Genomic DNA, 21,883 nt, shown 5'->3' on the forward strand with positions numbered 1-21,883 from the left:
ATTCGCCATCGCCGATGGCCCAGATTCAGAACAAGGACCACCATGAAGAAGACCCTGCTGACCACCGCCCTGGCCGCTGCCCTGTCGTTCTCCGGCCTGGCCGCCGCTGCCGAGAAACTGGTGGTTGCCGCTACCCCGGTACCGCACGCCGAAATCCTTGAGCTGATCAAACCGACCTTGGCCAAAGAGGGCGTGGACCTGCAGATCAAGGTCTTTACCGACTACGTGCAGCCGAACGTGCAGGTGGACCAGAAGCGTCTGGACGCCAACTACTTCCAGACCCTGCCGTACCTGAAGAGCTTCAACGAAGGTAAAGGCACCCACCTGGAAACGGTCATTGGCGTACACGTCGAACCCTTCGGTGGCTACTCGAAGAAGATCAAGAACCTGTCCGAGCTGAAGGAAGGCGCTACCGTTGCCATCCCTAACGAAGGCAGCAACAGCGGCCGCGCCCTGATCCTGCTGCAGAAGGCTGGCCTGATCACCCTGAAAGACCCGAAGAATGCCCTGGCCACCCCCAAGGACATCGCCGAGAACCCGAAAAAGCTGAAGTTCCGCGAGCTTGAGTCGGCCATGCTGCCGCGTGTGCTGGACCAGGTCGACCTGGACATGATCAACACCAACTACGCCCTGGAAGCCGGCCTGAACCCGGCCAAGGATGCGCTGGTGATCGAAGGTGCCGACTCGCCGTACGTGAACTTCCTGGTTGCCCGCCCGGACAACAAGGACAGCGAAGCCATCCAGAAACTGGCCAAGGCCCTGACCAGCCCGGAGGTGAAGGAATTCATCGCCAAGAAGTATCAGGGCGCTGTGCTGCCGGCGTTCTGATTCGGTTCCAGATTGTTGCATGACTAACGCCGACACCCTTGTGTCGGCGTTTTTGATTCTGTTTCAGGGGCTGCAAAGCAGCCCCAGGATGTATGCCCCGGTGAAAAATGCTTGGTGATATGCATATGCAATAAAGATATTTATTAAAAATTTTTTAGATCATTACAGTCTAGCAATCGTGCCCCCGCGCACCCCGCAGACTTGCTTTACCCATGACCCTCGACACCGCATTCATCCTCAGCACGCTACCCGCCTTCCTCAAGGCCGTGGGCGTGACCTTGCAGGTAGGCCTGATCGCCATCGCCACCTCGCTACTGGTAGCCCTGGTCAATGCCACCCTGCTGGTACTACGCACCCCCTACCTGTGGCGTCTGGTCAAAGCCTACGTGGAGCTGGCCCGCAACACGCCGCTGCTGATCCAGTTGTTCTTCGTCTACTTCGCACTGCCGAGCCTGGGCCTGAAGATTTCCGGTTTTTCCGCTGCGATCATCACCATGACCTTCATGGGCGGTGCCTACCTCACCGAAGTGTTGCGGGCAGGCATCGAGGCCGTGCCCCGTGCCCAGCTTGAGTCCGGGCGTTCCATCGGCCTTTCCGAGGGGCAACTGTTGCGCCATGTGGTGCTGCCCCAGGCCGGTATCCTCAGCCTGCCGGCACTGTTCGCCAATTTCATCTTCCTGCTCAAGGAAACCACTGTGGTGTCGGCGGTGGCCGTGCCGGAAATCCTCTACACCACCAAGAACTACATCGCGCTGTACTACAAGACCTACGAAATGCTCACCGTGCTGACCCTGCTCTGCGTGCTGCTGTTCCTGCCGCTGTCGTTACTGCTGCGCTATGTGGAAAGGAGGCTGCAACATGGCCAGTTCGGGATTTGACCTGTTGCTGCAGGCGTTGCCGCAGCTCGCCGGCGGCGCCGCGCAGACCTTGGCCATCTCGGCGCTGGGTATTCTGTTCGCAACGCTGGGTGGCGTGCTGTACGGCGTGCTGGCGACCCTGGGCAACCGTGCCCTGAACATCGCCTTGCAGGTGTACCTGGAGCTGTTCCGCGCCATCCCGGTGCTGGTCTGGCTGTACCTGGTGTTCTTCGGCCTGCCGATCTTCTTTGCCCTGAGCATCCCCAGCTTCTGGTGCGCCGTACTGGTACTGGCCCTGTGGGGCGCCAGCGAGGTAGGCGAGGTGGTGCGCGGTGCACTGGCCTCGCTGCCGCGGGGCCAGCGCGAGGCCGGGTTGTCGATCGGCCTGGCCGGCTGGCAGCTGTATGGCTACGTGCTGCTGCCGCAAGCGCTCAAGCGCATGACCCCACCGACTATCAACATCTACACGCGGATCATCAAGACCAGCTCGCTGGCGGTGCTGATCGGCGTGGTCGAGGTGATCAAGGCCGGCCAGCAGATCATCGAACGCACCTACGAATCGGTGCTGATCTATGGCGCCTTGTTCCTGTTCTTCTTCATCGTCTGTTATCCGCTGTCCGCCGCTTCACGCGTGCTGGAACGCCGTTGGGCACACTCATGAGCGCATTGATCGAATTCCAGGGTTTCAACAAGTTTTTTGGCGAGCAACAGGTGCTCAAGGACGTCGACCTCAAGGTGGCGGCCGGCGAAGTGGTGGTCATCCTCGGCCCCAGCGGTTGCGGCAAAAGCACGCTGCTGCGCTGCCTCAACGGCCTGGAGCAAGCCCATGGCGGCCACCTGCGCCTGGCCGGGCAAGAGCTGCTTGACCCGCGCACCGACTGGCGCGACGTTCGCCAGCGGGTTGGCATGGTGTTCCAGAGCTACCACCTGTTCGGCCACATGAGCGTGATCGACAACCTGCTGCTCGGCCCGCTCAAGGTGCAAAAACGCGAACGAGCCGAAGCGCAGGCCCAGGCCGAGGCGCTGCTGGCGCGGGTCGGCCTGCTGGACAAACGCGACGCCTTCCCCCGGCAATTGTCCGGCGGCCAGCAACAGCGCATCGCCATCGTGCGCTCGCTGTGCATGAACCCCGAGGTGATGCTGTTCGACGAGGTTACCGCCGCACTCGACCCGGAAATGGTCAAGGAAGTGCTGCAGGTGATCCAGGGCCTGGCCCGCGACGGCATGACCTTGCTCATCGTTACCCACGAAATGGCCTTCGCTCGCGCGGTGGCCGACCGCATCGTGTTCATGGAGGCCGGCAGGATCCTTGAACAGGGCGACCCCGAGAGCTTCTTCACCCGACCGCAGACCGCACGCGCGCAGCAGTTCCTGGAGAAATTCTCCTTCGTAGAAAGCCTGCCAAAGACACTGCACAAGGAACTGTCATGAAAACTGCCAACCTCACCAAACTGCTGGCGCCGTTGTTTGGCCTGGCCCTGCTGGCCGGCTGCAACAAGGCCGAAGAACCGCCCAAGCCGGCAGCGGCATCGCCAGCCACCAGCTACCTGGAAACCATCAAGGCCCGTGACAAGCTGATTGTCGGGGTGTTCACCGACAAGCCACCGTTCGGCTTCGTCGATGAAAAAGGCCGCTATGTGGGCTTTGACACCGACATTGGCCGGCGCCTGGCCAAGGACCTGCTGGGTGATGAAAACAAGGTCGAGTTCGTTGCCGTGGAACCGGCCAGCCGCATTCCGTTCCTGCAGAGCGACAAGGTCGACCTGATCCTCGCCAACATGACCGTGACCCCGGAGCGCAAGGAAGCGGTGGACTTCACCAACCCCAACCTGCGCGTTGCCGTGCAGGCCATCGTGGCTGATGGCAGCTCGGTACAGAAGCTCGACGACCTGGCCGACAAGACCATCATCGTCACCACCGGCACCACGGCAGATATCTGGCTGACCAAAAATCACCCTGACTGGAAACTGCTCAAGTTCGAAAAGAACAGCGAGTCGCTGCAGGCCCTGGCCACCGGCCGTGGCGATGCCTATGCCCAGGACAACCTGATCCTGTTCAGCTGGGCCAAGCAGAACCCGGGCTACCGCGTGCTGCCGCAGCTGCTGGGTGAAGAAGCACCGATTGCGCCGGCGGTGAAGAAGGGCAACACCGAGCTGCGTGACTGGGTGAATGCCGAGCTGGCCAAGCTGGGGGAAGAAAAGTTTCTGCTGAAGCTGTATGACCAGTATGTGCGCAAGGAACTGAGCGATGACACCAAGCCGGAAAGCGTGATCGTCGAAGGCGGCAAGTGGCAGGGCTGACCGTGTGATTGGGGCCGCTTTGCGGCCCATTCGCAGCACAAGGCTGCTCCTACAGTTGTGTAGGAGCAGCCTTGTGCTGCGAATGGGCTGCAAAGCAGCCCCATCGATCACCCACCCGGTACCAGCCTCAGGGTACTTTGCGCCGGAATCACCCCCATCTGCGCCCGCTGATACTCCCCCTGCACATACCCCTCGGCCTGGTCCGCATAATACTTGTCGAACGGCACGCCACTCTGGCCGACCGGGTTGATGGTCAGTGCCTGCCCGGCATCGGCAAAGTCGATCAGCCGCCGGGTCGACGGCCCATAGGTGACCGGCCACGGCGCCGGGCCGATCTTCGCCGAGAGGTTGTTCGGCACTTCGTGGGTACCGGGTGCGGCGAACGGCCCGACGTTGAACAGCAGGTTCAGCGGCTTTTTCACCCCCAGCGGGTGGTTGTGCGTCAGGGTATGCGCCTTGCCCCATTGCCAGCTGGCCGGGTCACTGCCCAGGGTGTCGCGCAGATGCTTCAAACTGCTCTGCCAAGCCGTGCGCACGACTGCGGTACGGTCGGTGCGCAGGTTGCCTCCGCGGGTGTTCCACCAGGGTGAATCGGCATCCGCCGCCAGGCGCGGCAAGGCGGCATCGATGGCGCGGGTGCTGATCAGTACCGGGAACCACGTGTCACCCAGTTCGTCATGCAGGGCAGCAAATGCCAGTTCGTAGAGGAACTGGTTGAACAGCGTGGCGCTGGTCGAGTCCAGCGGGTAGTCGCCGCGCCAGGCAGCCAGTTGCTCGACCAGTTCCTTTTCTTCGTCACCTTCGGCCACCGCGCGCAGCGTGGCCAGCAGCGGGGCTAGGGTGCGCGGGCCATGGTCGCTGGCGGTGTCCAGCTGCAGTGCCTGGCTGTTCTGCGTGTCCCATTTCACCTCAGGGTTGGCCAGCTGGCGGTCGAGCTGGCGGCCACGGTCGGGCAGGTTGTAGTAACCCGGTATCGGCACCGCTGCCGGCGGTTGGTAGTTGGCAGAGACGATGTAGCCGCGCGCCGGGTTTTCCTGTTGTGGGTTGGCGTTGAAGGGATAGAACCCGAGCTTGTCGGCCTGCGCGCTGGCACCGTCGAGGATGAACGCCGGGTCGACGCCGTCTGGGCGGATTGGCAGCTTTGCCGCGGCCCACCAGCCGATATCGCCACGGGCATTGGCCCAGACAAAGTTCAGCCCCGGCGCGTGAACCTTGGCAGCGGCTTCGCGCATCTTGCCCAGCGTATCGGCTCGGTTGAGCTGGTAAAAGCCTTCGAGGATCGGATTTTCGGATTCCAGAAATGCCCACCACATGGCGATTGGCGTGGGCCCGGCCGTGGCGCCCAGCACGTCGTTGACGATCGGGCCATGGGGCGAGCGGCGCAGGCTGAGAGTGACCGGCGCTTCGCCTTTCACCGCAATCTGCTGTTCGGTCTTTTCCAGCGTCTGCCATTTGCCGTCGACCATGACCTGGTTGGCGTCGGCCGGGTTGGTGCGCTCGGCGATCAGGTCGACGTCGTCGTTCTGGAACATGGTCAGGCTCCAGCCGAAGTCGCGGTTATGGCCCAGCAAGGCGAACGGGTTGAGCGCCTGGAAGTAGCCATACAGGTTGAAGCCGGGCGCCGACAGTTCGGCCTCGTACCACACCGCCGGCACCGCGAAGCCGATATGCGGGTCGCCGGCCAGCAGCGGCTTGCCGCTGCGGGTATGGCTGCCGGCCACCGCCCAGGCGTTACTGCCTTCGAACTGCGGGATACCGGCGTCGCCCAGTGCTTCATGGCTGAGCCGGGCAAGGGCCTCCAGGCTTTGCCAGTCGGCAGCCGCCAGTGGCGTGCCCAAGGCGCCTTCGGGCTGCCAGCCGAGGTCGAAGATGTTCAGGTATTCAGGCCCTAGCTGGTCGCGGATGTAGGTAAGCGCGGGCTCGGTGCGAAACGCGGCCGCGAAGCTGTAGGCCAGGTAACCGGCGATACTCAGGGTGTCTTCGGCGGTGAACGGGCGCGGGGTGATGCCGAGCAGGTCGAACTCCATGGGCTTGGCATGGCTGGCCTGCCAGCTGTTGACCCCGTCGAGGTAGGCTTGCAGGGCCTGCCAGGCAGGGGATTGCGGGTCCTGACGCTTGGCCATCAGTGCGGCCTGATCGCGAATGCGCAGGCTGCGGAACAGGGTGTCGGTGGGCAGCAGCTTGTCGCCCAGCACCTCGGCCAGTTCACCACGGGCCAGCCGGCGCAGGATCTCCATCTGGAACAGCCGGTCCTGGGCATGCACATAGCCCAGGGCGCGATACAGGTCTGGTTCGCTCTGCGCCTGCAGGTGCGGCACGCCGCGGCGGTCGTAGCGCACGCTGACCGGCGCTTGCAGGCCGGCCATGGCCACCTCGCCCTCGCGTTGTGGCAGTTTGCCCTGCACGTACCAGTAACCGGCGCCAGCGGCCACGGCCACAACCACGGCCAACAGGGTCAGGCTGCGCTTCATGCAGACTCCTTGTGCGTTCAAGCGGAAAATGTGGTCCGATCATCGGCGGATTCGCGAACAGAGCATAGCCCCAGGAAGGAGTTTCCATGTCCCTCAGCGAAAAACAGAAAATGCTCGCCGGCCAGCTTTACCACGCTGGCTGCCCCGAGCTACAGGCCGAGCAAATCGCCAACAAGCACTGGATGCACCGTTACAACAGCAGCGTAGAACTGCTCAACGATGCCCGTCACGGGCTGTTGGCCGAACACTTCAATGAAGTTGGCGAAGGCGCGGTGATCCGCCCGCCGTTCTATTGCGACTACGGCTACAACATCAGCGTCGGTCGCAATACCTTCATGAACTTCAACTGCGTGATCCTTGACGTGGTACAGGTGCATATCGGCGACGATTGCCAGATTGGCCCCAACGTGCAGATCTACACCGCCGATCATCCGCTCGACCCCGAGGTGCGACGCAGCGGGCTGGAGAGTGGGCGGCCGGTGACCATTGGCAACAACGTGTGGATTGGCGGTGCGGCGATCATCCTGCCGGGGGTGACCATTGGCGACAACGCCGTGGTGGGCGCCGGCAGTGTGGTGACGCGGGATGTGCCGGCGGGTGCGACGGTAGTGGGTAACCCGGCGCGGGTGCGTCAGCCCGCCCAAGGGCAGTAGCAGCCCACTGCCAGGGTATTGGAGGCGCTGACCTGGCGACCGTCGAGCAAGGCCTTGAGGATTGGCTCGATGAAGCTGTTGCTGGCGTTGCACACGGCGCCTTCGCTGTACGGGCCAAAGTAGGCTAGGCGGCCTTGCCGGTCCCAGATGGCCACGGCCGGGGAGGCCGGCAGGTCTTCGCTGCCCGGCAGGTTGGCGATGGGTTTGAGGGCGGCGAGGTTGGCGGGCAGTTGGCCGTGGCTGCCGGGCTTTTGCAGCACGTGGAAGGTAACGCCGTGGCCTGCGAACTGGTTTACCAGGTCGCCCAGGTGTTGCTGGTTTCCGACATTGCACGGGCACGCCGGGTCCCAGAAATGCACCACCCGGACCGGGCCGGGGCCGGCCAGCTCGGCAGGCAGTTGCAGCTGCCTGCCGTCGAACAGCGTGGCCTGGTTGTCGAACGGGCGTAGGTAGCGGGCCTGGAAGGTGGTATAGGCCTGCCAGGCCAGAGCGGTGCAGAGTGGCAGGGCAAGGGCAATCAAGATTGGTTTGACGAGTCGCGTCTGCATGGATGTCTGCGGATATGTTGTGGTGGGTTCACTGGCCCTATCGCCGGCAAGCCAGCTCAGGTGACACATACCCCAAGCTTGCCATGGCGCCTGCCAGAGCTGAAGATTCCAGATCAATACATTGCATCAACGTGGATGTGCTCGATGCCCGCTGCTTTTCACCCCGACCACCTGCGCCACAGCCTTTTGCCGTTAACTGCTCGCCAGCCGTTGTCGGTCGAGGCACAGGACTACCAGCGCTTCTATGGGCTGAACCTGTCGGTACACAGCTGGCTGGGCGGTTTCCAGGCGGCGGGCTTCGACCTGGTCGGGCAGGCCTGGTTGCCTGACCAGCCAACCGCGACGCTGTTCCTGCTGCACGGCTACTACGACCACATGGGCCTCTACCGGCATGTGATCGAGTGGGCACTCAAGCAGGGTTTCGCCGTAATCAGCTGCGACCTGCCCGGCCACGGCCTGTCCAGCGGCGAGCGGGCCAGCATCAGCGATTTCGCCGTGTACCAGCAGGTGCTGGAGGCGCTGTTCGAACAGGTGCGCACGCTGCAACTGCCGCGCCCGTGGCACCTGTGCGGGCAGAGCACGGGCGGCGCCATCGCGGTGGATCACTTGCTGCACCAAGGCGCGCGCAGCCCCATCGATGGCCAGGTCATCCTGTTGGCACCGCTGGTGCGGCCGTGTTCCTGGCGTTGGTCGAAGTTCAGCTACCGGGTGCTGCGGCATTTCGTCAACGGCATCGAACGGCGCTTCAGCGAGAACACCAACGACCCGGCCTTCCTGCCGTTTCTGGAGGCCGACCCGCTGCAACCCCGTCGCCTGCCAACTGCCTGGGTGGGCGCACTGATCGCCTGGGTCAAACGCATCGAGGCCGCGCCCCGCAGCTCGCGGCGGCCGTTGATCGTGCAGGGGGAGGCCGATGGCACGGTGGATTGGCCCTACAACCTTGAAGTACTCAAGGCCAAGTTTGCCGAGCCGCAGATCCTGATGCTGCCCCAAGCCCGCCACCACCTGGCCAACGAGCTACCGGGCATCCGCCAGCGCTACTTCGACTTCATCGACCAGCGCCTGGGCTGATCACTTCAGGTCGTTGGTGCTCTGGCCAACTGCCAGGCCGGCACGCACAGCGGCCAGGGCCGCCTGGTAGTAGGCCTTGCCGTCGGGCGACTCGGCGAAGGTGGCGAACTCTTCCAGCTCGGCATCGGACAGGTCGCGGTAGACGTACAGCAGCGTGTTGTTGAGGTCTTCGCCAATCTGCCCCATCAACCGCTGGCGCTGGCCGTCGAGCAGGCCCTGGGCTTGGCCGCCGCCGAACAGGCCGGGGATCATCGAACTGAGGCTATCGGCTGCCACGCCGGCGATGGCCAGGCTCACTTCGGCACCGGCTTCACGCGCCGGCAGGGCCTGGGCCAGGTGGCCAATGACCAGCAGGCGGTCGTCGCTGGCCTGGATCTTCGGCAGCCCCTTGGCGTTCTTGGACAGCTCATCCTTGCGGGTGGCCTTGAGCTCCGCCGCCACCACCTTGCGCCCCAGCGGTGACTGGAAGAACGCCAGGGCCGGGGCCGGGTTGGCCAGGGTGGCGCGCAGCTTTGCCTGGGCACGACGGTCCACCGCCTGGGCCTGGAAGCGCTGGTTGCTGTTGTTGACCAGCGCCTGGTACACGGCGGGTGGCAAACTGTTGCGGTAGCGTTCCTGGGCGGCGCTCAGGGCATCGTTGAAGTGGGCACGCTGGTCGGGCCAGCCGGCGGCCTTGTACAGTTGATCCAGGTTGTCTGCCCAGACAGGCATGGTGCAGATCATCAGCAGAATCAGGGAAAACAGACGGCGCATTCAGGACTCCTGTCGGCAGGTGGCTATTGTCCTTGGCCCGGCGCCGGTTTGTCGAGTTATCCGCGTGTTTCTCGGCCAAGTGGCGCTGTGCGCCGGCATGGCTAATGGATATGATGCGCGCCATGCACATCTCCCCTGAACACCCGATGCTTGCGGCCGTCGTCGACGATCTGGCCACCCATGGCTGGTCCCGGCAGGCACTCTTTCTGCCTGGCGAACTGGTGCGCGCGCTGGCGGCCGAATGCCGGCGGCGTGATGCCGAAGGCGAGCTCAACCCTGCGGGAGTGGGGCGCGGTGTTACCCAGGAGGTGCGCGAAGCCATTCGCGGCGACCAGATCCAGTGGATCGATCCGGGGCAAGCCGAGGCCTGCGACCAGTATCTGTCGGCCATGGACCAACTGCGCCTGGCCATCAACCAGGGCCTGTTCCTGGGCCTGGAAGACTTCGAATGCCATTTTGCCCTGTACCCACCGGGGGCGTTTTATCGCCGGCACCTGGACCGCTTTCGCGACGATGACCGGCGCATGGTCTCGGCCGTGCTGTACCTGAATGAAGGCTGGCAGCCGCAGGACGGTGGCCAGTTGCGCATGTTCCTGGCAGACGACGTGGCGCTCGACGTCGAGCCTGTGGCGGGTTGCCTGGTGGTGTTTCTGTCGGGTGAAGTGCCCCACGAAGTGCTGCCGGCCGGCCGTGAACGGTTGTCGTTGACGGGTTGGTTCAGGCGACGTGGCAATGACCCGTTCTGATTTGCCCAAGGTGCTGGTCAGCGCCTGCCTGCTGGGGCAGCCGGTGCGCTATGACGGCCGGGCCAGCGGGCACCCGGACCTGTTGCAGCAATGGCAGGCCGAAGGGCGCGTGGTGCCGTTGTGCCCCGAGGTGGCCGGTGGCTTGCCCACCCCGCGCCCGCCAGCGGAGATACCGGGCGGGCAGGGCGGCGAGGTGCTTGATGGCACGGCACAGGTGCTGACGGTGACGGGCGAAGATGTCAGTGCCGAATTTCTGGCCGGGGCGCAGCTGGCGCTGGATCTGGTGCGTCGGCATGGCATCCGTGTGGCGGTACTGAAGTCTGGCAGCCCCTCGTGTGGTAACCGGCTGACCTACGACGGCACGTTCAGTGGGGTGAAGGTGGCGGGGGAAGGGGTGACCACGGCGCTGTTGCGGCGGGCTGGGGTGCAGGTGTTCAGCGAGCTGGAGCTGGAACAGGCGCAGCGGGCTTTGGGGTAAACCTGTACCGACCTCTTCGCAGCACAAGGCTGCTCCTACAGGGATCGCGTACCCTTGCAGGAGCAGCCTTGTGCGGCGAAGAGGCCGGTACAGGCAATACAAATCTTATTGCCCGGCTGCAGTCTCCTGCACACCCTTGAACCACTTCTGCTCAAGCTCGGCCGTGCGGCCACTGTCTTTCAAGCGTTGCAGCGCATTGTTCACCGCACTTTCGAACGCCGGGTTGCCTTTCTGGAACGGGATCACCAGTTTCTTCTCGGCAAATGGCAGGCTCACATCAAGCGGGCCGTCGCCCTTGGGCGCCTCACTCGATGGCGTGAGTGCAATGTCGTACTTGCCACTCTCGACACCTGTCAGTACTTCATCAGCCGGGGCTTCTACGAACTCGGCGCGCAAGTCCAGTTCCCTGGCCAGTTCCTGGCCAAATTCGATGTCGAAACCCGTCAGGTGGTCGTCTTGTTTGAACGCGTACGGCGACTTGTCAGCCTGTACGGCAATGCGCAGTTCGCCCCGGTCGGCGATTTCGTCGATCAGCTCCGCCTGGGCCAATGGACTGATCAGTACTGCCAGCAGTACCCCTATGGTCGAACGCATGATTGCCCCTTTTCTTTTAGCAGATGAATAACTTTCGCCACGGCTTTCTTCCTCGCCGTGATCGAGCGCAGCCTATGACCTTGAAGCCTCGGCATTGTTTAACCCTGACCGAAATATTTCTGTCAGGCAATGTGAACACCTTGGCGATTATTTCAACTAAGGTGAACTACCGTCGCCGCCGGATGAAGGGCGGCGGTCAATAAGTGAATCACAGGAGAAGTGAATGAACAGCCTATTTTCGCGCGCTGCCGTTGCCGGTCTGCTGATGGGAGCGTCGGTTTTCGCCGTTGCTGCGGACGCCCTCAAGAGCCAGGAGCCGCCCAAGGATGCCAAGGTCTTCATCGTTTCCCCCGCCGATGGTGCCACGGTCGACAAGACCTTCACCGTCAAGTTCGGCATCGAGGGTATGGCACTCAAGCCAGCGGGTGACCAGACTCCGCACAGCGGCCATCACCACCTGCTGGTGGACGTGGATAAAGAACCCGTCGCCGATATGCCGCTGCCGACCAGCCTGATGCCAGAGGCCGGCACCGCACTGCCGGCGGGCCCGCAAGTGCTGCACTTCGGCAAGGCGCAGACCGAAACCAGCATCACCCTTACGCCGGGCAAGCACACTCTGCAACTGATTCTGGGTGACCAGTATCACGTGCCGTTCAAGCCAAGCGTAGAGTCGAAGAAGATCACTGTTGACGTGAAATAAAAAAAGGGAGGCCACCATGGCCTCCCTTTTTCATGCTGCAAGCAAACTTAGAACAGGACGCGGGAACGGATGGTGCCCTTGACCTGTTGCAGCTTCTCTTGCGCCAGGTCCGAGTACTCGGCGTCGACGTCGATCACCACGTAACCGACCTTCTCGTTGGTCTGCAGGAACTGACCAGAGATGTTGATGCCGTTCTCGGCGAAGACTTTGTTGATCTCGCTGAGCACGCCTGGGATGTTTTCGTGGATGTGCAGCAGGCGGTGCTTGCCTGGGTGGGCCGGCAGGGCTACTTCCGGGAAGTTGACCGAGGACACCGAGGTCCCGTTGTCGCTGTACTTGACCAGCTTCTCGGCCACTTCCAGGCCGATGTTGGCCTGGGCTTCGGCAGTAGAACCACCGATGTGCGGGGTCAGGATCACGTTGTCCAGGCCGCGCAGCGGGCTCTCGAACTCTTCGTCGTTGGAGCGTGGCTCGACCGGGAACACGTCGATGGCGGCGCCGATCAGGTGCTTGTCCTTGATGGCGGCGGCCAGGTGGTCCAGCTCGACCACGGTGCCACGGGCGGCGTTGATCAGGATCGCGCCCTTCTTCATCGCGCGGATTTCCTTCTCGCCGATCATCCACTGGGTGGATGGCAGCTCAGGCACGTGCAGCGAGACGATGTCGGCCAGGCCCAGCAGCTCGTTCAGGCTGGTGACCTGCACGGCGTTGCCCAGTGGCAGCTTGGTCAGCGGGTCGTAGAAGTACACCTGCATGCCGAGGTTCTCGGCCAGGACCGACAGCTGGGTGCCGATCGAGCCGTAGCCGACGATGCCCAGTTTTTTACCGCGGATTTCGAACGAGTTGGCCGCGCTCTTGATCCAGCCGCCACGGTGGCAGGAGGCGTTCTTCTCAGGGATGCCGCGCAGCAGCAGGATGGCCTCGGCCAGCACCAGCTCGGCTACCGAACGGGTGTTGGAGTATGGCGCGTTGAACACGGCGATACCGCGCTCGCGGGCAGCTTCCAGGTCGACCTGGTTGGTGCCGATGCAGAAGCAGCCAACGGCTACCAGTTTCTTGGCGCAGTCGAAGATCTCTTCGGTGAGCTGGGTGCGCGAACGGATGCCGATGAAGTGGGCATCAGCGATCTTTTCCTTCAGCTCGGCTTCCGGCAACGAACCAGTGAGGTATTCGATGTTGGTGTAGCCGGCGGCCTTGAGGGTATCGACCGCGTTCTGGTGCACACCTTCAAGAAGAAGGAACCGGATCTTGCTCTTGTCGAGAGAAGTCTTGCTCATCTGCGTAAACCTGTATCCCGGAGAAAAAATGGCGAGGGGTGATGCCAGGCGCGAGGGCAGCCTTAGCATGAACAGCGGGAGGGCTATGCTAGCATACGCGACACAATCTGAGCTTATCCCGACAGGTGAAGAGTGCTCAGGGTGACTATGAATAAGTCGAGAGTTCCAGCGATGACCCACCCCGCTGTTATTGAAGAACTGATGACCCTTGTCGACCCTGGCAAGGTCCTGACCGACGCGGCTTCCCTCGAAGCGTATGGCAAGGACTGGACCAAGCATTACCCCCCGGCGCCCAGTGCCATCGTCTTCCCCAAGACAGTAGAACAGGTGCAGGCCATTGTGCGCTGGGCCAATGCGCACAAGGTGGCCCTGGTGCCATCGGGTGGGCGCACCGGGCTTTCTGCCGGCGCCGTGGCGGCCAATGGCGAGGTTGTCGTTTCCTTCGACTACATGAACCAGATTCTCGGCTTCAATGCCTTCGACCGCACCGTGGTCTGCCAGCCGGGGGTAATCACCCGGCAGCTGCAAACCTACGCCGAAGAGCAGGGCCTGTATTACCCGGTGGACTTCGCTTCCAGCGGCTCCAGCCAGATTGGCGGCAACATCGGCACCAACGCGGGCGGCATCAAGGTGATTCGCTACGGCATGACCCGCAACTGGGTGGCCGGGCTGAAAGTGGTCACCGGCAAGGGCGAGTTGCTGGAACTGAACAAAGACCTGATCAAGAACGCCACCGGCTATGACCTGCGCCAGCTGTTCATTGGCGCCGAAGGCACGCTGGGCTTCGTGGTCGAGGCCACCATGCGCCTGGACCGCGCCCCGCGCAACCTCACTGCCATGGTGCTTGGCACGCCGGACTTCGACTCGATCATGCCGGTGCTGCACGCCTTCCAGGGCAAGCTGGACCTTACAGCCTTCGAGTTCTTCTCCGACAAGGGCCTGGCCAAGATCCTCGCGCGCGGCGATGTACCCGCCCCGTTCGCGACCGACTGCCCGTTCTATGCTCTGCTGGAGTTCGAAGCCAGCACTGAAGAGGTCGCCAATGAAGCGTTGGCCACCTTCGAGCATTGCGTCGAGCAGGGTTGGGTGCTGGACGGGGTGATGAGCCAGAGCGACACCCAGCTTAAAAACCTGTGGAAGCTGCGCGAGTACCTGTCGGAAACCATCTCGCACTGGACGCCCTACAAGAACGACATTTCCGTCACCGTGTCGAAAGTGCCCGCGTTCCTGCGTGATATCGACGCCATCGTCGCGGAGCACTACCCGGATTACGAAGTCGTGTGGTACGGCCACATCGGCGATGGCAACCTGCACTTGAACATCCTCAAGCCCGAACACATGAGCAAGGACGACTTCTTTGCCTCGTGCACCAAGGTCAACAAGTGGGTGTTCGATATCGTCAAGCACTACAACGGCTCGATCTCGGCCGAGCACGGTGTGGGCATGACCAAGCGCGACTATTTAGGCTACAGCCGCTCGCCGGAAGAAATCGCCTGCATGAAGGCAATAAAGGCCGTCTTCGACCCTAACGGCATCATGAATCCGGGTAAGATCTTTTCACCTGAATAAAAAGCAGTATCCAGAGGAGTCGGCCATGAGTTACCAGCACCAGTACGTAGACGGCACGCGCATTCACTTCCCGCTGGGCAAGGTGGTGTGTATTGGCCGTAACTATGCCGAGCATGCCAAGGAACTGGACAACCCGATCCCCACCGAGCCGCTGCTGTTCATCAAGCCGGGCAGCTGCGTGGTGCCGGCCGAGGGCGGCTTCAAGATCCCGGCCGAGCGCGGTGCGGTGCACTATGAGGCCGAAATTGCCGTGCTGCTGGGCAAGCCGCTGTCGACCCATCCGAGCGAGGAGGAGGTGCTGGACGCCATTTCCGGTTATGCCCCGGCGCTGGACCTGACCCTGCGCGACGTGCAGGCCAAGCTTAAAGAGAAGGGCCTGCCGTGGGAACTGGCCAAGTGTTTTGATGGCGCTTGCGTGCTGCCGCCGTTCGTCTCCGCTGCCAGCTTTGAGGACGTGACCGACATCCCGGTGCGCCTCACCGTCAACGGCGAAGTGCGCCAGGACGGCAACAGCGCGATGATGCTGAACCCGATCGTGCCGATGATCCAGTACATGGCGGCGCAGTTCTCGCTGCAGGCCGGGGATGTGATCCTCACCGGCACCCCGGCAGGTGTGGGGCCGTTCAATGTCGGTGACGAACTGGTGCTGGAGCTGCCGGGCGTGAGCCGCTTCGAAAGCCGGGTGCTTTAACCCGAAACCGCGTCGCCCTCTTCGCGGGCGAGCCCGCGAAGAGGCCGGCCCTGTTTACCCTTTTTTCACACCCTATCCGGATAATGCGCGGACCTACGCCCATTCCCCAGGACACCCGCATGCCATCACCCTCCAGCGCCCCTGCAACTCCCAAGCGTCGCTTCTACCTGCGCTGGCCCTTCGGCCTGGCCGTGGCGGCGGTGATCGGTTATGGCGTTGCGGTGGCCATGCACTGGGATGACCGCGGTGCGCTGTGGCTGAAGGAAAGCTTTGAAAGCACCGCCGAGCGCAGCGAAAGCGTGTGGCTGCCGGACTATCAGGTTGATATCGATGCCAAGCCGCTACCGGGTATGGACGATGACGAAGCCTCGGACCTGGCCTTCAACCCGCATACCCGCACTCTGTTCGCGGTCATGGGCAAGAACCCCATCCTGGTGGAGCTGAGCCTGGAGGGCGATGTACTGCGCAAGATCCCGCTCAACGGCTGGAACAACCCGGAAGGCGTCGCCGTGCTGGAGGATGGCTACCTGGCCATCACCGACGAGCGCCTGCATGACCTGACCGTGGTCAAGGTAGATGCGCAGACCACGGCGTTGAACCACGCCGATTTCCAGAGCCACGACCTGGGCCCGTCAGTGAAGAGCAACAAGGGCTTCGAGGCTATCGCCTGGGACCCGTTGCGTCAGCGCCTGGTCATCGGCGAGGAGCGCCCGCCCAAGTTGTACACCTGGAACACCGATGGCCGCAGCCCCCTCAAGGGCCAGAAACAGCCGTTGCCTAGCGAAGAGCTCGACCTGCGCAACCTGTCTGCACTGGGTGTCGACCCGCGTACGGGCCACCTGCTGGTGCTCTCGGCCGACTCCAACATGCTGCTGGAGCTGGACGAGCAGGGCCAGCAAGTCAGCTTCATGACCTTGCTGGGCGGCTTCAACGGGCTTGAAGACACCATTCCGCGCGCTGAAGGTGTAGCCATGGACGACAAGGGCAACCTGTACATGGTCAGCGAGCCGGCACTGTTTTATCGCTTCAGAAAGAACTGACCCCAACATCCGAAGTTTCTGATGCTGGCATTAAGCTTTATTTCAGTTGTACATGGTTAGATTCGCCACCCCCACGTCGAGTCTGCCCCATGCGTCTTCTTATTCGCCTGCTTCTTGCCCTGGCCGTTATCGGTCTGCTCCTGCTCGGCTGGGCCGGGCAGGAGTTTCGCCTGTTCGAGCGTGGCTGGTTCAATCTGAAGACCTGGTGGCAGCCCGCCGAGCAGAGCATCGGCCTGAACCGCTACCGAGTGGTGGTGGAGGCGCAGCCGGTCGAGGGGCTGGATGACGATATCTCCGCGCTGACCTACGACCCTGACCGCAAGACCCTGTTCACCGTCACCAACGCCCGCTCGGAACTGATCGAACTGTCGCTGGAGGGCCGTATTCTGCGCCGCATACCGCTGACTGGCTTCGGCGACCCGGAAGCGGTGGAGTATGTAGGGCCCAACAGCTACGTGATCACCGACGAGCGTCAACAACGGCTGATTCGTGTACGGCTGGAAGACGACACGATGTTCCTCGATGCCGGTGATGCCGAACAGCTCAGCCTGGGCATTGGCCTGAACGGCAACAAGGGCTTCGAGGGCCTGGCCTACGATTCGGCGGGCAAGCGCCTGTTCGTGGCGAAGGAGCGTGACCCGATGCTGATCTATGAGGTGCATGGCTTCCCGCATGACAACCCGGCAAAGCCCTACGCCGTGCATGTGGTGCAAGACCGCAAGCGTGATTCACGGCTGTTTGTGCGGGACCTGTCGAGCTTGCAATTCGATGAGCGCAGTGGGCATTTGCTGGCGCTGTCGGACGAGTCGCGCCTGGTGCTGGAGCTGGATGTTGAAGGTCGGCCGCTGAGCACCTTGTCGTTGCGCAAGGGCTTTCAGGGGTTGCGGGCAACGGTGCCGCAGGCGGAGGGGATTGCGATGGACGAGGCGGGGACCATCTATCTGGTCAGTGAGCCTAACCTGTTCTATGTGTTCAAGCAGGCGGCGGAGTGAGGAGGTGGGGCTGCTTTGCAGCCCATTCGCAGCACAAGGCTGCTCCTACAGGAAATCGCGTACCCCTGTAGGAGCAGCCTTGTGCTGCGAATCGGGGGCAAAGCCCTCGCCGAAGATTACTCGGCCTTCAGGCTCTTCACACCTTCAGCGGTACCCAGCAGCAGCAAGTCCGCCGGCCGCGCCGCGAACAGGCCGTTGGTCACCACGCCGACGATGGCGTTGATCTGCGCTTCCAGTTCCACCGGGTTGGTGATCTGCAGGTTGTGCACATCGAGGATTACATTGCCGTTGTCGGTGACCACACCTTCGCGGTACACCGGGTCGCCGCCCAGCTTGACCAGCTGACGGGCCACATGGCTGCGCGCCATCGGGATCACTTCGACCGGCAGCGGGAAAGCGCCCAGTACCGGCACCAGTTTGCTGCCGTCGGCGATGCAGATGAAGGTCTTGGCCACAGCGGCGACGATCTTCTCGCGGGTCAGGGCCGCGCCGCCGCCCTTGATCAGGTTCAGGTGTGCGTCGCTCTCGTCGGCGCCGTCCACGTAGAATTCCAGCTCGCTGACACTGTTCAGCTCGTAGACCGGGATGCCATGGCCCTTCAGACGCTGGGCGGTGGCTTCGGAGCTGGCGACTGCGCCGTCGAAGGCAGTCTTGTGCTGAGCCAGGGCGTCGATGAAGAAGTTGGCAGTCGAACCGGTACCGACGCCGACGACGCTCTTTTCATCCAGCTTGGGCAGAATGAAGTCGACAGCGGCCTGGGCGACGGCCTGTTTGAGTTGGTCCTGGGTCATGCGGGCTCCGAAAAGGGGCAGGGCGGTTTTCAAAGTTGCCTAGTATAACGGCTTGGGCAGCTTTGCTGTGGTCGCCCGACGTAGCGCTGGGGTAGACTCGCAGCCCTCGTCCCGCGGCCCAGTGATGCTTTCCCGATGCTCGAACAGTACGTCAAGAAGATCCTCACCTCGCGCGTCTATGACGTTGCCGTCGAAACCCCGCTGCAGAGCGCCGGGCAGCTGAGCAAGCGCCTGGGCAACCAGATTTTGCTCAAGCGTGAAGACCTGCAGCCGGTGTTCTCGTTCAAGATTCGAGGGGCGTACAACAAACTGGCCCAACTGACCCCGGAAGAGCTGGCCCGTGGTGTGGTCACCGCCTCGGCCGGCAACCACGCCCAGGGCCTGGCCCTGGCTGCGCGCGAGATGGGCATCAAGGCCACTATCGTGATGCCCAAGACCACCCCGGAGATCAAGATCGAAGGCGTGCGCTCGCGCGGTGGCAAGGTAGTGCTGCATGGCGACTCGTTTCCAGAGGCGCTGGCTTATTCGCTGAAACTGGTCGACGAGAAGGGCTTTGTCTATGTCCACCCTTATGACGACCCGCACACCATTGCCGGGCAGGGCACCGTGGCCATGGAAATCCTGCGCCAGCACCCTGGCCAGCTGAACGCGATCTTCGTGCCCGTTGGCGGTGGTGGCCTGATCGCCGGCATTGCCGCCTATGTGAAGTACCTGCGCCCGGAAATCAAGGTGATTGGTGTCGAGCCCGACGACTCCAACTGCCTGCAGGCGGCCATGGCAGCCGGTGAGCGCGTGGTGCTGCCACAGGTCGGGTTGTTCGCCGACGGCGTGGCGGTGGCGCAGATCGGCCAGCACACCTTCGATATCTGCCGCCACCATGTGGATGAAGTGGTGACGGTCAGCACCGACGAGATCTGTGCAGCTATCAAAGATATCTACGACGATACCCGCTCGATAACCGAACCTGCCGGCGCCTTGGGTGTTGCGGGCATCAAGAAGTACGTCGAGCTGTACGGCGTGACCGGGCAAACCCTGGTGGCGATCGACTCCGGCGCCAACGTCAACTTCGACCGCCTGCGCCATGTGGCCGAGCGTGCCGAGCTGGGTGAGAAGCGCGAAGCGATCATCGCCGTGACCATCCCGGAACGCCCAGGCAGCTTCAAGGCCTTCTGCGAGGCTATCGGCAAGCGGCAGATCACCGAATTCAACTACCGCAAGCACACCTCCGACGAGGCGCACATCTTCGTTGGCGTGCAGACCCACCCGGAAAACGACCCACGTGCGGCGCTGGTGCAGCATCTGACCGAGCAGGGCTTCCCGGTTACCGACCTGACCGACAACGAGCTGGCCAAACTGCACATTCGTCACATGGTTGGCGGCCATTCGGCCGGCGCCAGCGATGAAATGGTGTTGCGCTTCGAATTCCCCGAGCGGCCAGGGGCGTTGTTCAACTTCCTCAATAAGCTGGGCGGGCGCTGGAACATCTCGATGTTCCATTACCGCAACCATGGCGCGGCTGACGGGCGCGTGGTGGCGGGCTTGCAGGTGCCGGAGGACGAGCGCCACCTGGTGCCAGCCGCGTTGGCCAAGATCGGCTACCCCTACTGGGACGAAACCGAAAACCCGGCGTACAAGCTGTTCCTGGGCTGAGCGGCTAAGCTTGGCTTATCGCTCAAGGATGTGAAGACATGGAACACCTGACCACCCTCAAGACCCTGCACATCATTGCCACCGCACTGCTGTTTCTGGGCGCCCTGGGCCTGGCGGCGTGGACGGTGCGCGCTCGCCGCCAAGGCGATGCCGAAGCATACGCCAAGCTGTTGCGCCGGCCGCTGGTGTTCATCTGGCTGGTGATGGGCCTGTGCCTGGTAAGCATGCCGTTCACCGGCTGGTGGCTGGTGCACCTGGTGGGCTGGCCACTGGGGCAGACCTGGGTGCTGGCGTCCAGCGTCATCTATACCTTCGGCGCCTTTGCCGTGTGGTGGCTGCTGGTACGGCTGAACCGGCTGCGCAAGGCCGAAGAGGTGGGGCTGCGGTTTACCCTGGCGCTGGCGGTGTTCAGCGGGGTCTGCTTCCTGTCCATTGCCGGGCTGATGGGCGCCAAGCCAGTCTGACAGTCCTCTTCGCGGGCACGCTCGCTCCCACAGGTACAGCGCAGCCCTTAAGGCCTGTGGTGATTCCTGTGGGAGCGGGCGTGCCCGCGAAGAGGCCGGCGCAGGAAACCCTCAATCCCTGAGTGAAACCACCGGCCACCCGCGCTTCTCGGCCTCGGCCCGCAGGTTCGGGTCCGGGTCCACCGCCACCGCATGCGCCACCCGTTGCAGCAGCGGCAGGTCGTTCATCGAGTCGCTATAGAAGTAGCTGTCTTCCAGGTCGAAGCCGTTTTCCAGCATCCAGCGTTCCAGCCGTGTCACCTTGCCTTCACGGAAACACGGTATATCGGTACTGCGGCCTGTATAGCGGCCGTCGTGCATCTCGCATTCGGTTGCCAGCAGTACCCGAACCCCGAGGCGCCGGGCAATCGGGGCGGTCACGAATCGGTTGGTGGCGGTGATGATCACCAACTGGTCGCCCGCCTCGCGGTGCTGCTGCAGCAAGGCCAGGGCCTTGGGCAGGATGATCGGCTCGATGCAGTCGCGCATGAAGTCGCGGTGCCATTCGTCGAGCTGGGCCACAGGCGTTGCCGCCAGGATCTCCATGGAAAAAGCCAGGTAGGCCTGCAGGTCCAGGGTGCCGTTGAGGTAGTCCTGGTAGAAGCCATCGTTGCGTTGCTTGTAGGCGACCGGGTCGAGAATGCCGCGCTCGCAAAGGTAATCACCCCAGGCATGGTCGCTGTCGCCACCGAGGAGGGTATTGTCCAGGTCGAATAAAGCCAGGCGCATTGCGGTCACTCGCATCAGCTACAGGTAGGCCCGCAGAATACGGAGTTTTCACCCGGCTGCACATAAGCTTGGCGGGCGCGTTGCTGCGCTCGCAAGCTTTGTGGAACAATGCGGTGACATGCGTTTGCGAGGTTGCTGCCGTGATCGACCCGGATGGTTTTCGCCCCAATGTCGGGATCATTCTCACGAATGATGCCGGGCAGGTGCTATGGGCTCGCCGGATCAACCAGGATGCCTGGCAGTTTCCCCAGGGGGGTATCAACCCTGACGAGACGCCGGAAGATGCCCTGTACCGCGAGCTGAACGAAGAAGTTGGCCTTGAACGCGATGATGTGGAAATTCTTGCCTGCACCCGCGGTTGGTTGCGTTATCGTTTACCCCAGCGACTGGTACGTACCCACAGCCAGCCGCTGTGCATCGGCCAGAAGCAGAAGTGGTTCCTGCTACGGCTGGTCAGCAATGAACAGCGGGTGCGGATGGACCTGACCGGCAAGCCGGAATTCGACGGCTGGCGCTGGGTGAGCTATTGGTATCCGCTGGGCCAGGTTGTGACATTCAAGCGCGAGGTGTACCGACGCGCCCTGAAAGAGCTAGCACCGCGTCTGCTGACGCGCGACTGACGACGGAGTTCGACCCCGAGCC

Annotated in this window: 24 protein-coding genes; 17 read left to right on the top strand and 7 right to left on the bottom strand. The window is 62.8% G+C overall.

The window, feature by feature from the left end; translation table 11 throughout:
* Positions 1-42: 42 nt before the first annotated feature.
* The 5 genes from SB756_RS13890 (at position 43) to SB756_RS13910 (ending at position 3,985) form a co-directional block, all read left to right on the top strand.
* The gene (locus SB756_RS13890; RefSeq protein ID WP_016502129.1) at positions 43-828 is read left to right on the top strand and encodes a MetQ/NlpA family ABC transporter substrate-binding protein; all 786 of its coding nucleotides are present in this window, start codon (positions 43-45) and stop codon (positions 826-828) included.
* A 212-nt stretch (positions 829-1,040) separates the two neighbouring features.
* Positions 1,041-1,706 (top strand): amino acid ABC transporter permease, encoded by a 666-nt coding sequence (locus SB756_RS13895; RefSeq protein WP_063423255.1) that lies wholly within the window; start codon positions 1,041-1,043, stop codon positions 1,704-1,706.
* The gene (locus tag SB756_RS13900) at positions 1,687-2,346 is read left to right on the top strand and encodes an amino acid ABC transporter permease (RefSeq protein WP_027609997.1); all 660 of its coding nucleotides are present in this window, start codon (positions 1,687-1,689) and stop codon (positions 2,344-2,346) included. The genes SB756_RS13895 and SB756_RS13900 overlap by 20 nt, the downstream gene beginning before the upstream one ends.
* Positions 2,343-3,116 carry an amino acid ABC transporter ATP-binding protein gene (locus SB756_RS13905; RefSeq protein ID WP_340622995.1) on the top strand — a complete coding sequence of 258 codons (774 nt, stop codon included), beginning with the start codon at positions 2,343-2,345 and terminating at the stop codon, positions 3,114-3,116. Before SB756_RS13900 ends, SB756_RS13905 begins: the two co-directional genes overlap by 4 nt.
* On the top strand, positions 3,113-3,985 hold the full coding sequence (locus tag SB756_RS13910) for a transporter substrate-binding domain-containing protein (protein ID WP_341797055.1): 873 nt from the start codon (positions 3,113-3,115) through the stop codon (positions 3,983-3,985). The genes SB756_RS13905 and SB756_RS13910 overlap by 4 nt, the downstream gene beginning before the upstream one ends.
* Before the next feature lie 107 nt (positions 3,986-4,092).
* On the opposite strand, the gene SB756_RS13915 is transcribed toward SB756_RS13910, so the two are convergent.
* Entirely contained in the window at positions 4,093-6,456 is a 2,364-nt protein-coding gene (locus tag SB756_RS13915; protein ID WP_410910986.1) for a penicillin acylase family protein, read from the bottom strand.
* Between the two features lie 86 nt (positions 6,457-6,542).
* On the opposite strand from SB756_RS13915, the gene SB756_RS13920 reads away from it, so the two are divergent.
* Complete coding sequence (locus SB756_RS13920) at positions 6,543-7,109, top strand: sugar O-acetyltransferase (protein WP_016502123.1); 567 nt, start codon at positions 6,543-6,545, stop codon at positions 7,107-7,109.
* Here the strand turns inward: SB756_RS13920 and SB756_RS13925 are convergent.
* On the bottom strand, positions 7,088-7,657 hold the full coding sequence (locus SB756_RS13925) for a DUF6436 domain-containing protein (protein WP_410910987.1): 570 nt from the start codon (positions 7,655-7,657) through the stop codon (positions 7,088-7,090). The two genes, SB756_RS13920 and SB756_RS13925, sit on opposite strands and share 22 nt — an antisense overlap.
* Positions 7,658-7,801: 144 nt before the next feature.
* Between SB756_RS13925 and SB756_RS13930 the strand changes: the two genes are divergently transcribed.
* A complete protein-coding gene (locus SB756_RS13930) occupies positions 7,802-8,728 on the top strand; it encodes an alpha/beta hydrolase (RefSeq protein ID WP_341797052.1) in 927 nt (308 codons plus the stop codon).
* Here SB756_RS13930 and SB756_RS13935 read toward each other — a convergent pair whose 3' ends face one another.
* Positions 8,729-9,481, bottom strand: a complete 753-nt coding sequence (locus SB756_RS13935) for a DUF2059 domain-containing protein (protein WP_410910988.1) — start codon at positions 9,479-9,481, stop codon at positions 8,729-8,731.
* A 110-nt stretch (positions 9,482-9,591) separates the two neighbouring features.
* On the opposite strand from SB756_RS13935, the gene SB756_RS13940 reads away from it, so the two are divergent.
* Both SB756_RS13940 and SB756_RS13945 read left to right on the top strand, forming a co-directional pair.
* Entirely contained in the window at positions 9,592-10,227 is a 636-nt protein-coding gene (locus tag SB756_RS13940) for a 2OG-Fe(II) oxygenase (RefSeq protein ID WP_080889153.1), read from the top strand.
* Positions 10,214-10,705: a DUF523 domain-containing protein gene (locus tag SB756_RS13945; RefSeq protein WP_410910989.1), complete on the top strand. Its 492-nt coding sequence runs from the start codon at positions 10,214-10,216 to the stop codon at positions 10,703-10,705. Before SB756_RS13940 ends, SB756_RS13945 begins: the two co-directional genes overlap by 14 nt.
* Before the next feature lie 105 nt (positions 10,706-10,810).
* Here SB756_RS13945 and SB756_RS13950 read toward each other — a convergent pair whose 3' ends face one another.
* Positions 10,811-11,299, bottom strand: a complete 489-nt coding sequence (locus SB756_RS13950) for a transporter substrate-binding domain-containing protein (protein ID WP_341797050.1) — start codon at positions 11,297-11,299, stop codon at positions 10,811-10,813.
* Between the two features lie 223 nt (positions 11,300-11,522).
* Here SB756_RS13950 and SB756_RS13955 point away from each other — a divergent pair, with 223 nt between their 5' ends.
* Positions 11,523-11,999 carry a DUF4399 domain-containing protein gene (locus tag SB756_RS13955; RefSeq protein ID WP_197864823.1) on the top strand — a complete coding sequence of 159 codons (477 nt, stop codon included), beginning with the start codon at positions 11,523-11,525 and terminating at the stop codon, positions 11,997-11,999.
* A 47-nt stretch (positions 12,000-12,046) separates the two neighbouring features.
* Here the strand turns inward: SB756_RS13955 and serA are convergent, their stop codons facing one another.
* Entirely contained in the window at positions 12,047-13,276 is a 1,230-nt protein-coding gene (serA, locus tag SB756_RS13960; protein WP_016489694.1) for a phosphoglycerate dehydrogenase, read from the bottom strand.
* Between the two features lie 171 nt (positions 13,277-13,447).
* Between serA and SB756_RS13965 the strand changes: the two genes are divergently transcribed.
* The 4 genes from SB756_RS13965 to SB756_RS13980 all read left to right on the top strand — a co-directional run bounded on the left by SB756_RS13965 (position 13,448) and on the right by SB756_RS13980 (position 17,568).
* On the top strand, positions 13,448-14,845 hold the full coding sequence (locus tag SB756_RS13965; protein ID WP_341797049.1) for an FAD-binding oxidoreductase: 1,398 nt from the start codon (positions 13,448-13,450) through the stop codon (positions 14,843-14,845).
* Positions 14,846-14,870: 25 nt separating this feature from the next.
* Positions 14,871-15,536: a fumarylacetoacetate hydrolase family protein gene (locus SB756_RS13970; RefSeq protein WP_016502113.1), complete on the top strand. Its 666-nt coding sequence runs from the start codon at positions 14,871-14,873 to the stop codon at positions 15,534-15,536.
* Between the two features lie 119 nt (positions 15,537-15,655).
* Positions 15,656-16,576: an SdiA-regulated domain-containing protein gene (locus SB756_RS13975; protein WP_063423265.1), complete on the top strand. Its 921-nt coding sequence runs from the start codon at positions 15,656-15,658 to the stop codon at positions 16,574-16,576.
* A gap of 89 nt (positions 16,577-16,665) precedes the next feature.
* Positions 16,666-17,568 (top strand): SdiA-regulated domain-containing protein, encoded by a 903-nt coding sequence (locus tag SB756_RS13980; RefSeq protein WP_410910990.1) that lies wholly within the window; start codon positions 16,666-16,668, stop codon positions 17,566-17,568.
* Between the two features lie 116 nt (positions 17,569-17,684).
* On the opposite strand, the gene rpiA is transcribed toward SB756_RS13980, so the two are convergent.
* Entirely contained in the window at positions 17,685-18,359 is a 675-nt protein-coding gene (gene rpiA / locus SB756_RS13985) for a ribose-5-phosphate isomerase RpiA (protein ID WP_016502110.1), read from the bottom strand.
* Between the two features lie 135 nt (positions 18,360-18,494).
* On the opposite strand from rpiA, the gene ilvA reads away from it, so the two are divergent.
* Together ilvA and SB756_RS13995 are read left to right on the top strand one after the other, a co-directional pair.
* Positions 18,495-20,009 carry a threonine ammonia-lyase, biosynthetic gene (ilvA, locus tag SB756_RS13990; protein WP_341797047.1) on the top strand — a complete coding sequence of 505 codons (1,515 nt, stop codon included), beginning with the start codon at positions 18,495-18,497 and terminating at the stop codon, positions 20,007-20,009.
* Between the two features lie 38 nt (positions 20,010-20,047).
* Positions 20,048-20,473, top strand: a complete 426-nt coding sequence (locus SB756_RS13995) for a DUF2269 domain-containing protein (protein ID WP_410910991.1) — start codon at positions 20,048-20,050, stop codon at positions 20,471-20,473.
* 111 nt (positions 20,474-20,584) lie between these two features.
* Here SB756_RS13995 and SB756_RS14000 read toward each other — a convergent pair whose 3' ends face one another.
* Positions 20,585-21,241 (bottom strand): HAD family hydrolase, encoded by a 657-nt coding sequence (locus tag SB756_RS14000; RefSeq protein ID WP_341797045.1) that lies wholly within the window; start codon positions 21,239-21,241, stop codon positions 20,585-20,587.
* Between the two features lie 140 nt (positions 21,242-21,381).
* Between SB756_RS14000 and SB756_RS14005 the strand changes: the two genes are divergently transcribed.
* Complete coding sequence (locus tag SB756_RS14005) at positions 21,382-21,861, top strand: RNA pyrophosphohydrolase (RefSeq protein WP_003249017.1); 480 nt, start codon at positions 21,382-21,384, stop codon at positions 21,859-21,861.
* The last annotated feature ends 22 nt before the right edge of the window (positions 21,862-21,883 follow it).

This window comes from Pseudomonas sp. SIMBA_068 (genome assembly GCF_046534705.1).
In the GTDB taxonomy this organism is placed as follows: Bacteria; Pseudomonadota; Gammaproteobacteria; order Pseudomonadales; family Pseudomonadaceae; genus Aquipseudomonas; species Aquipseudomonas putida.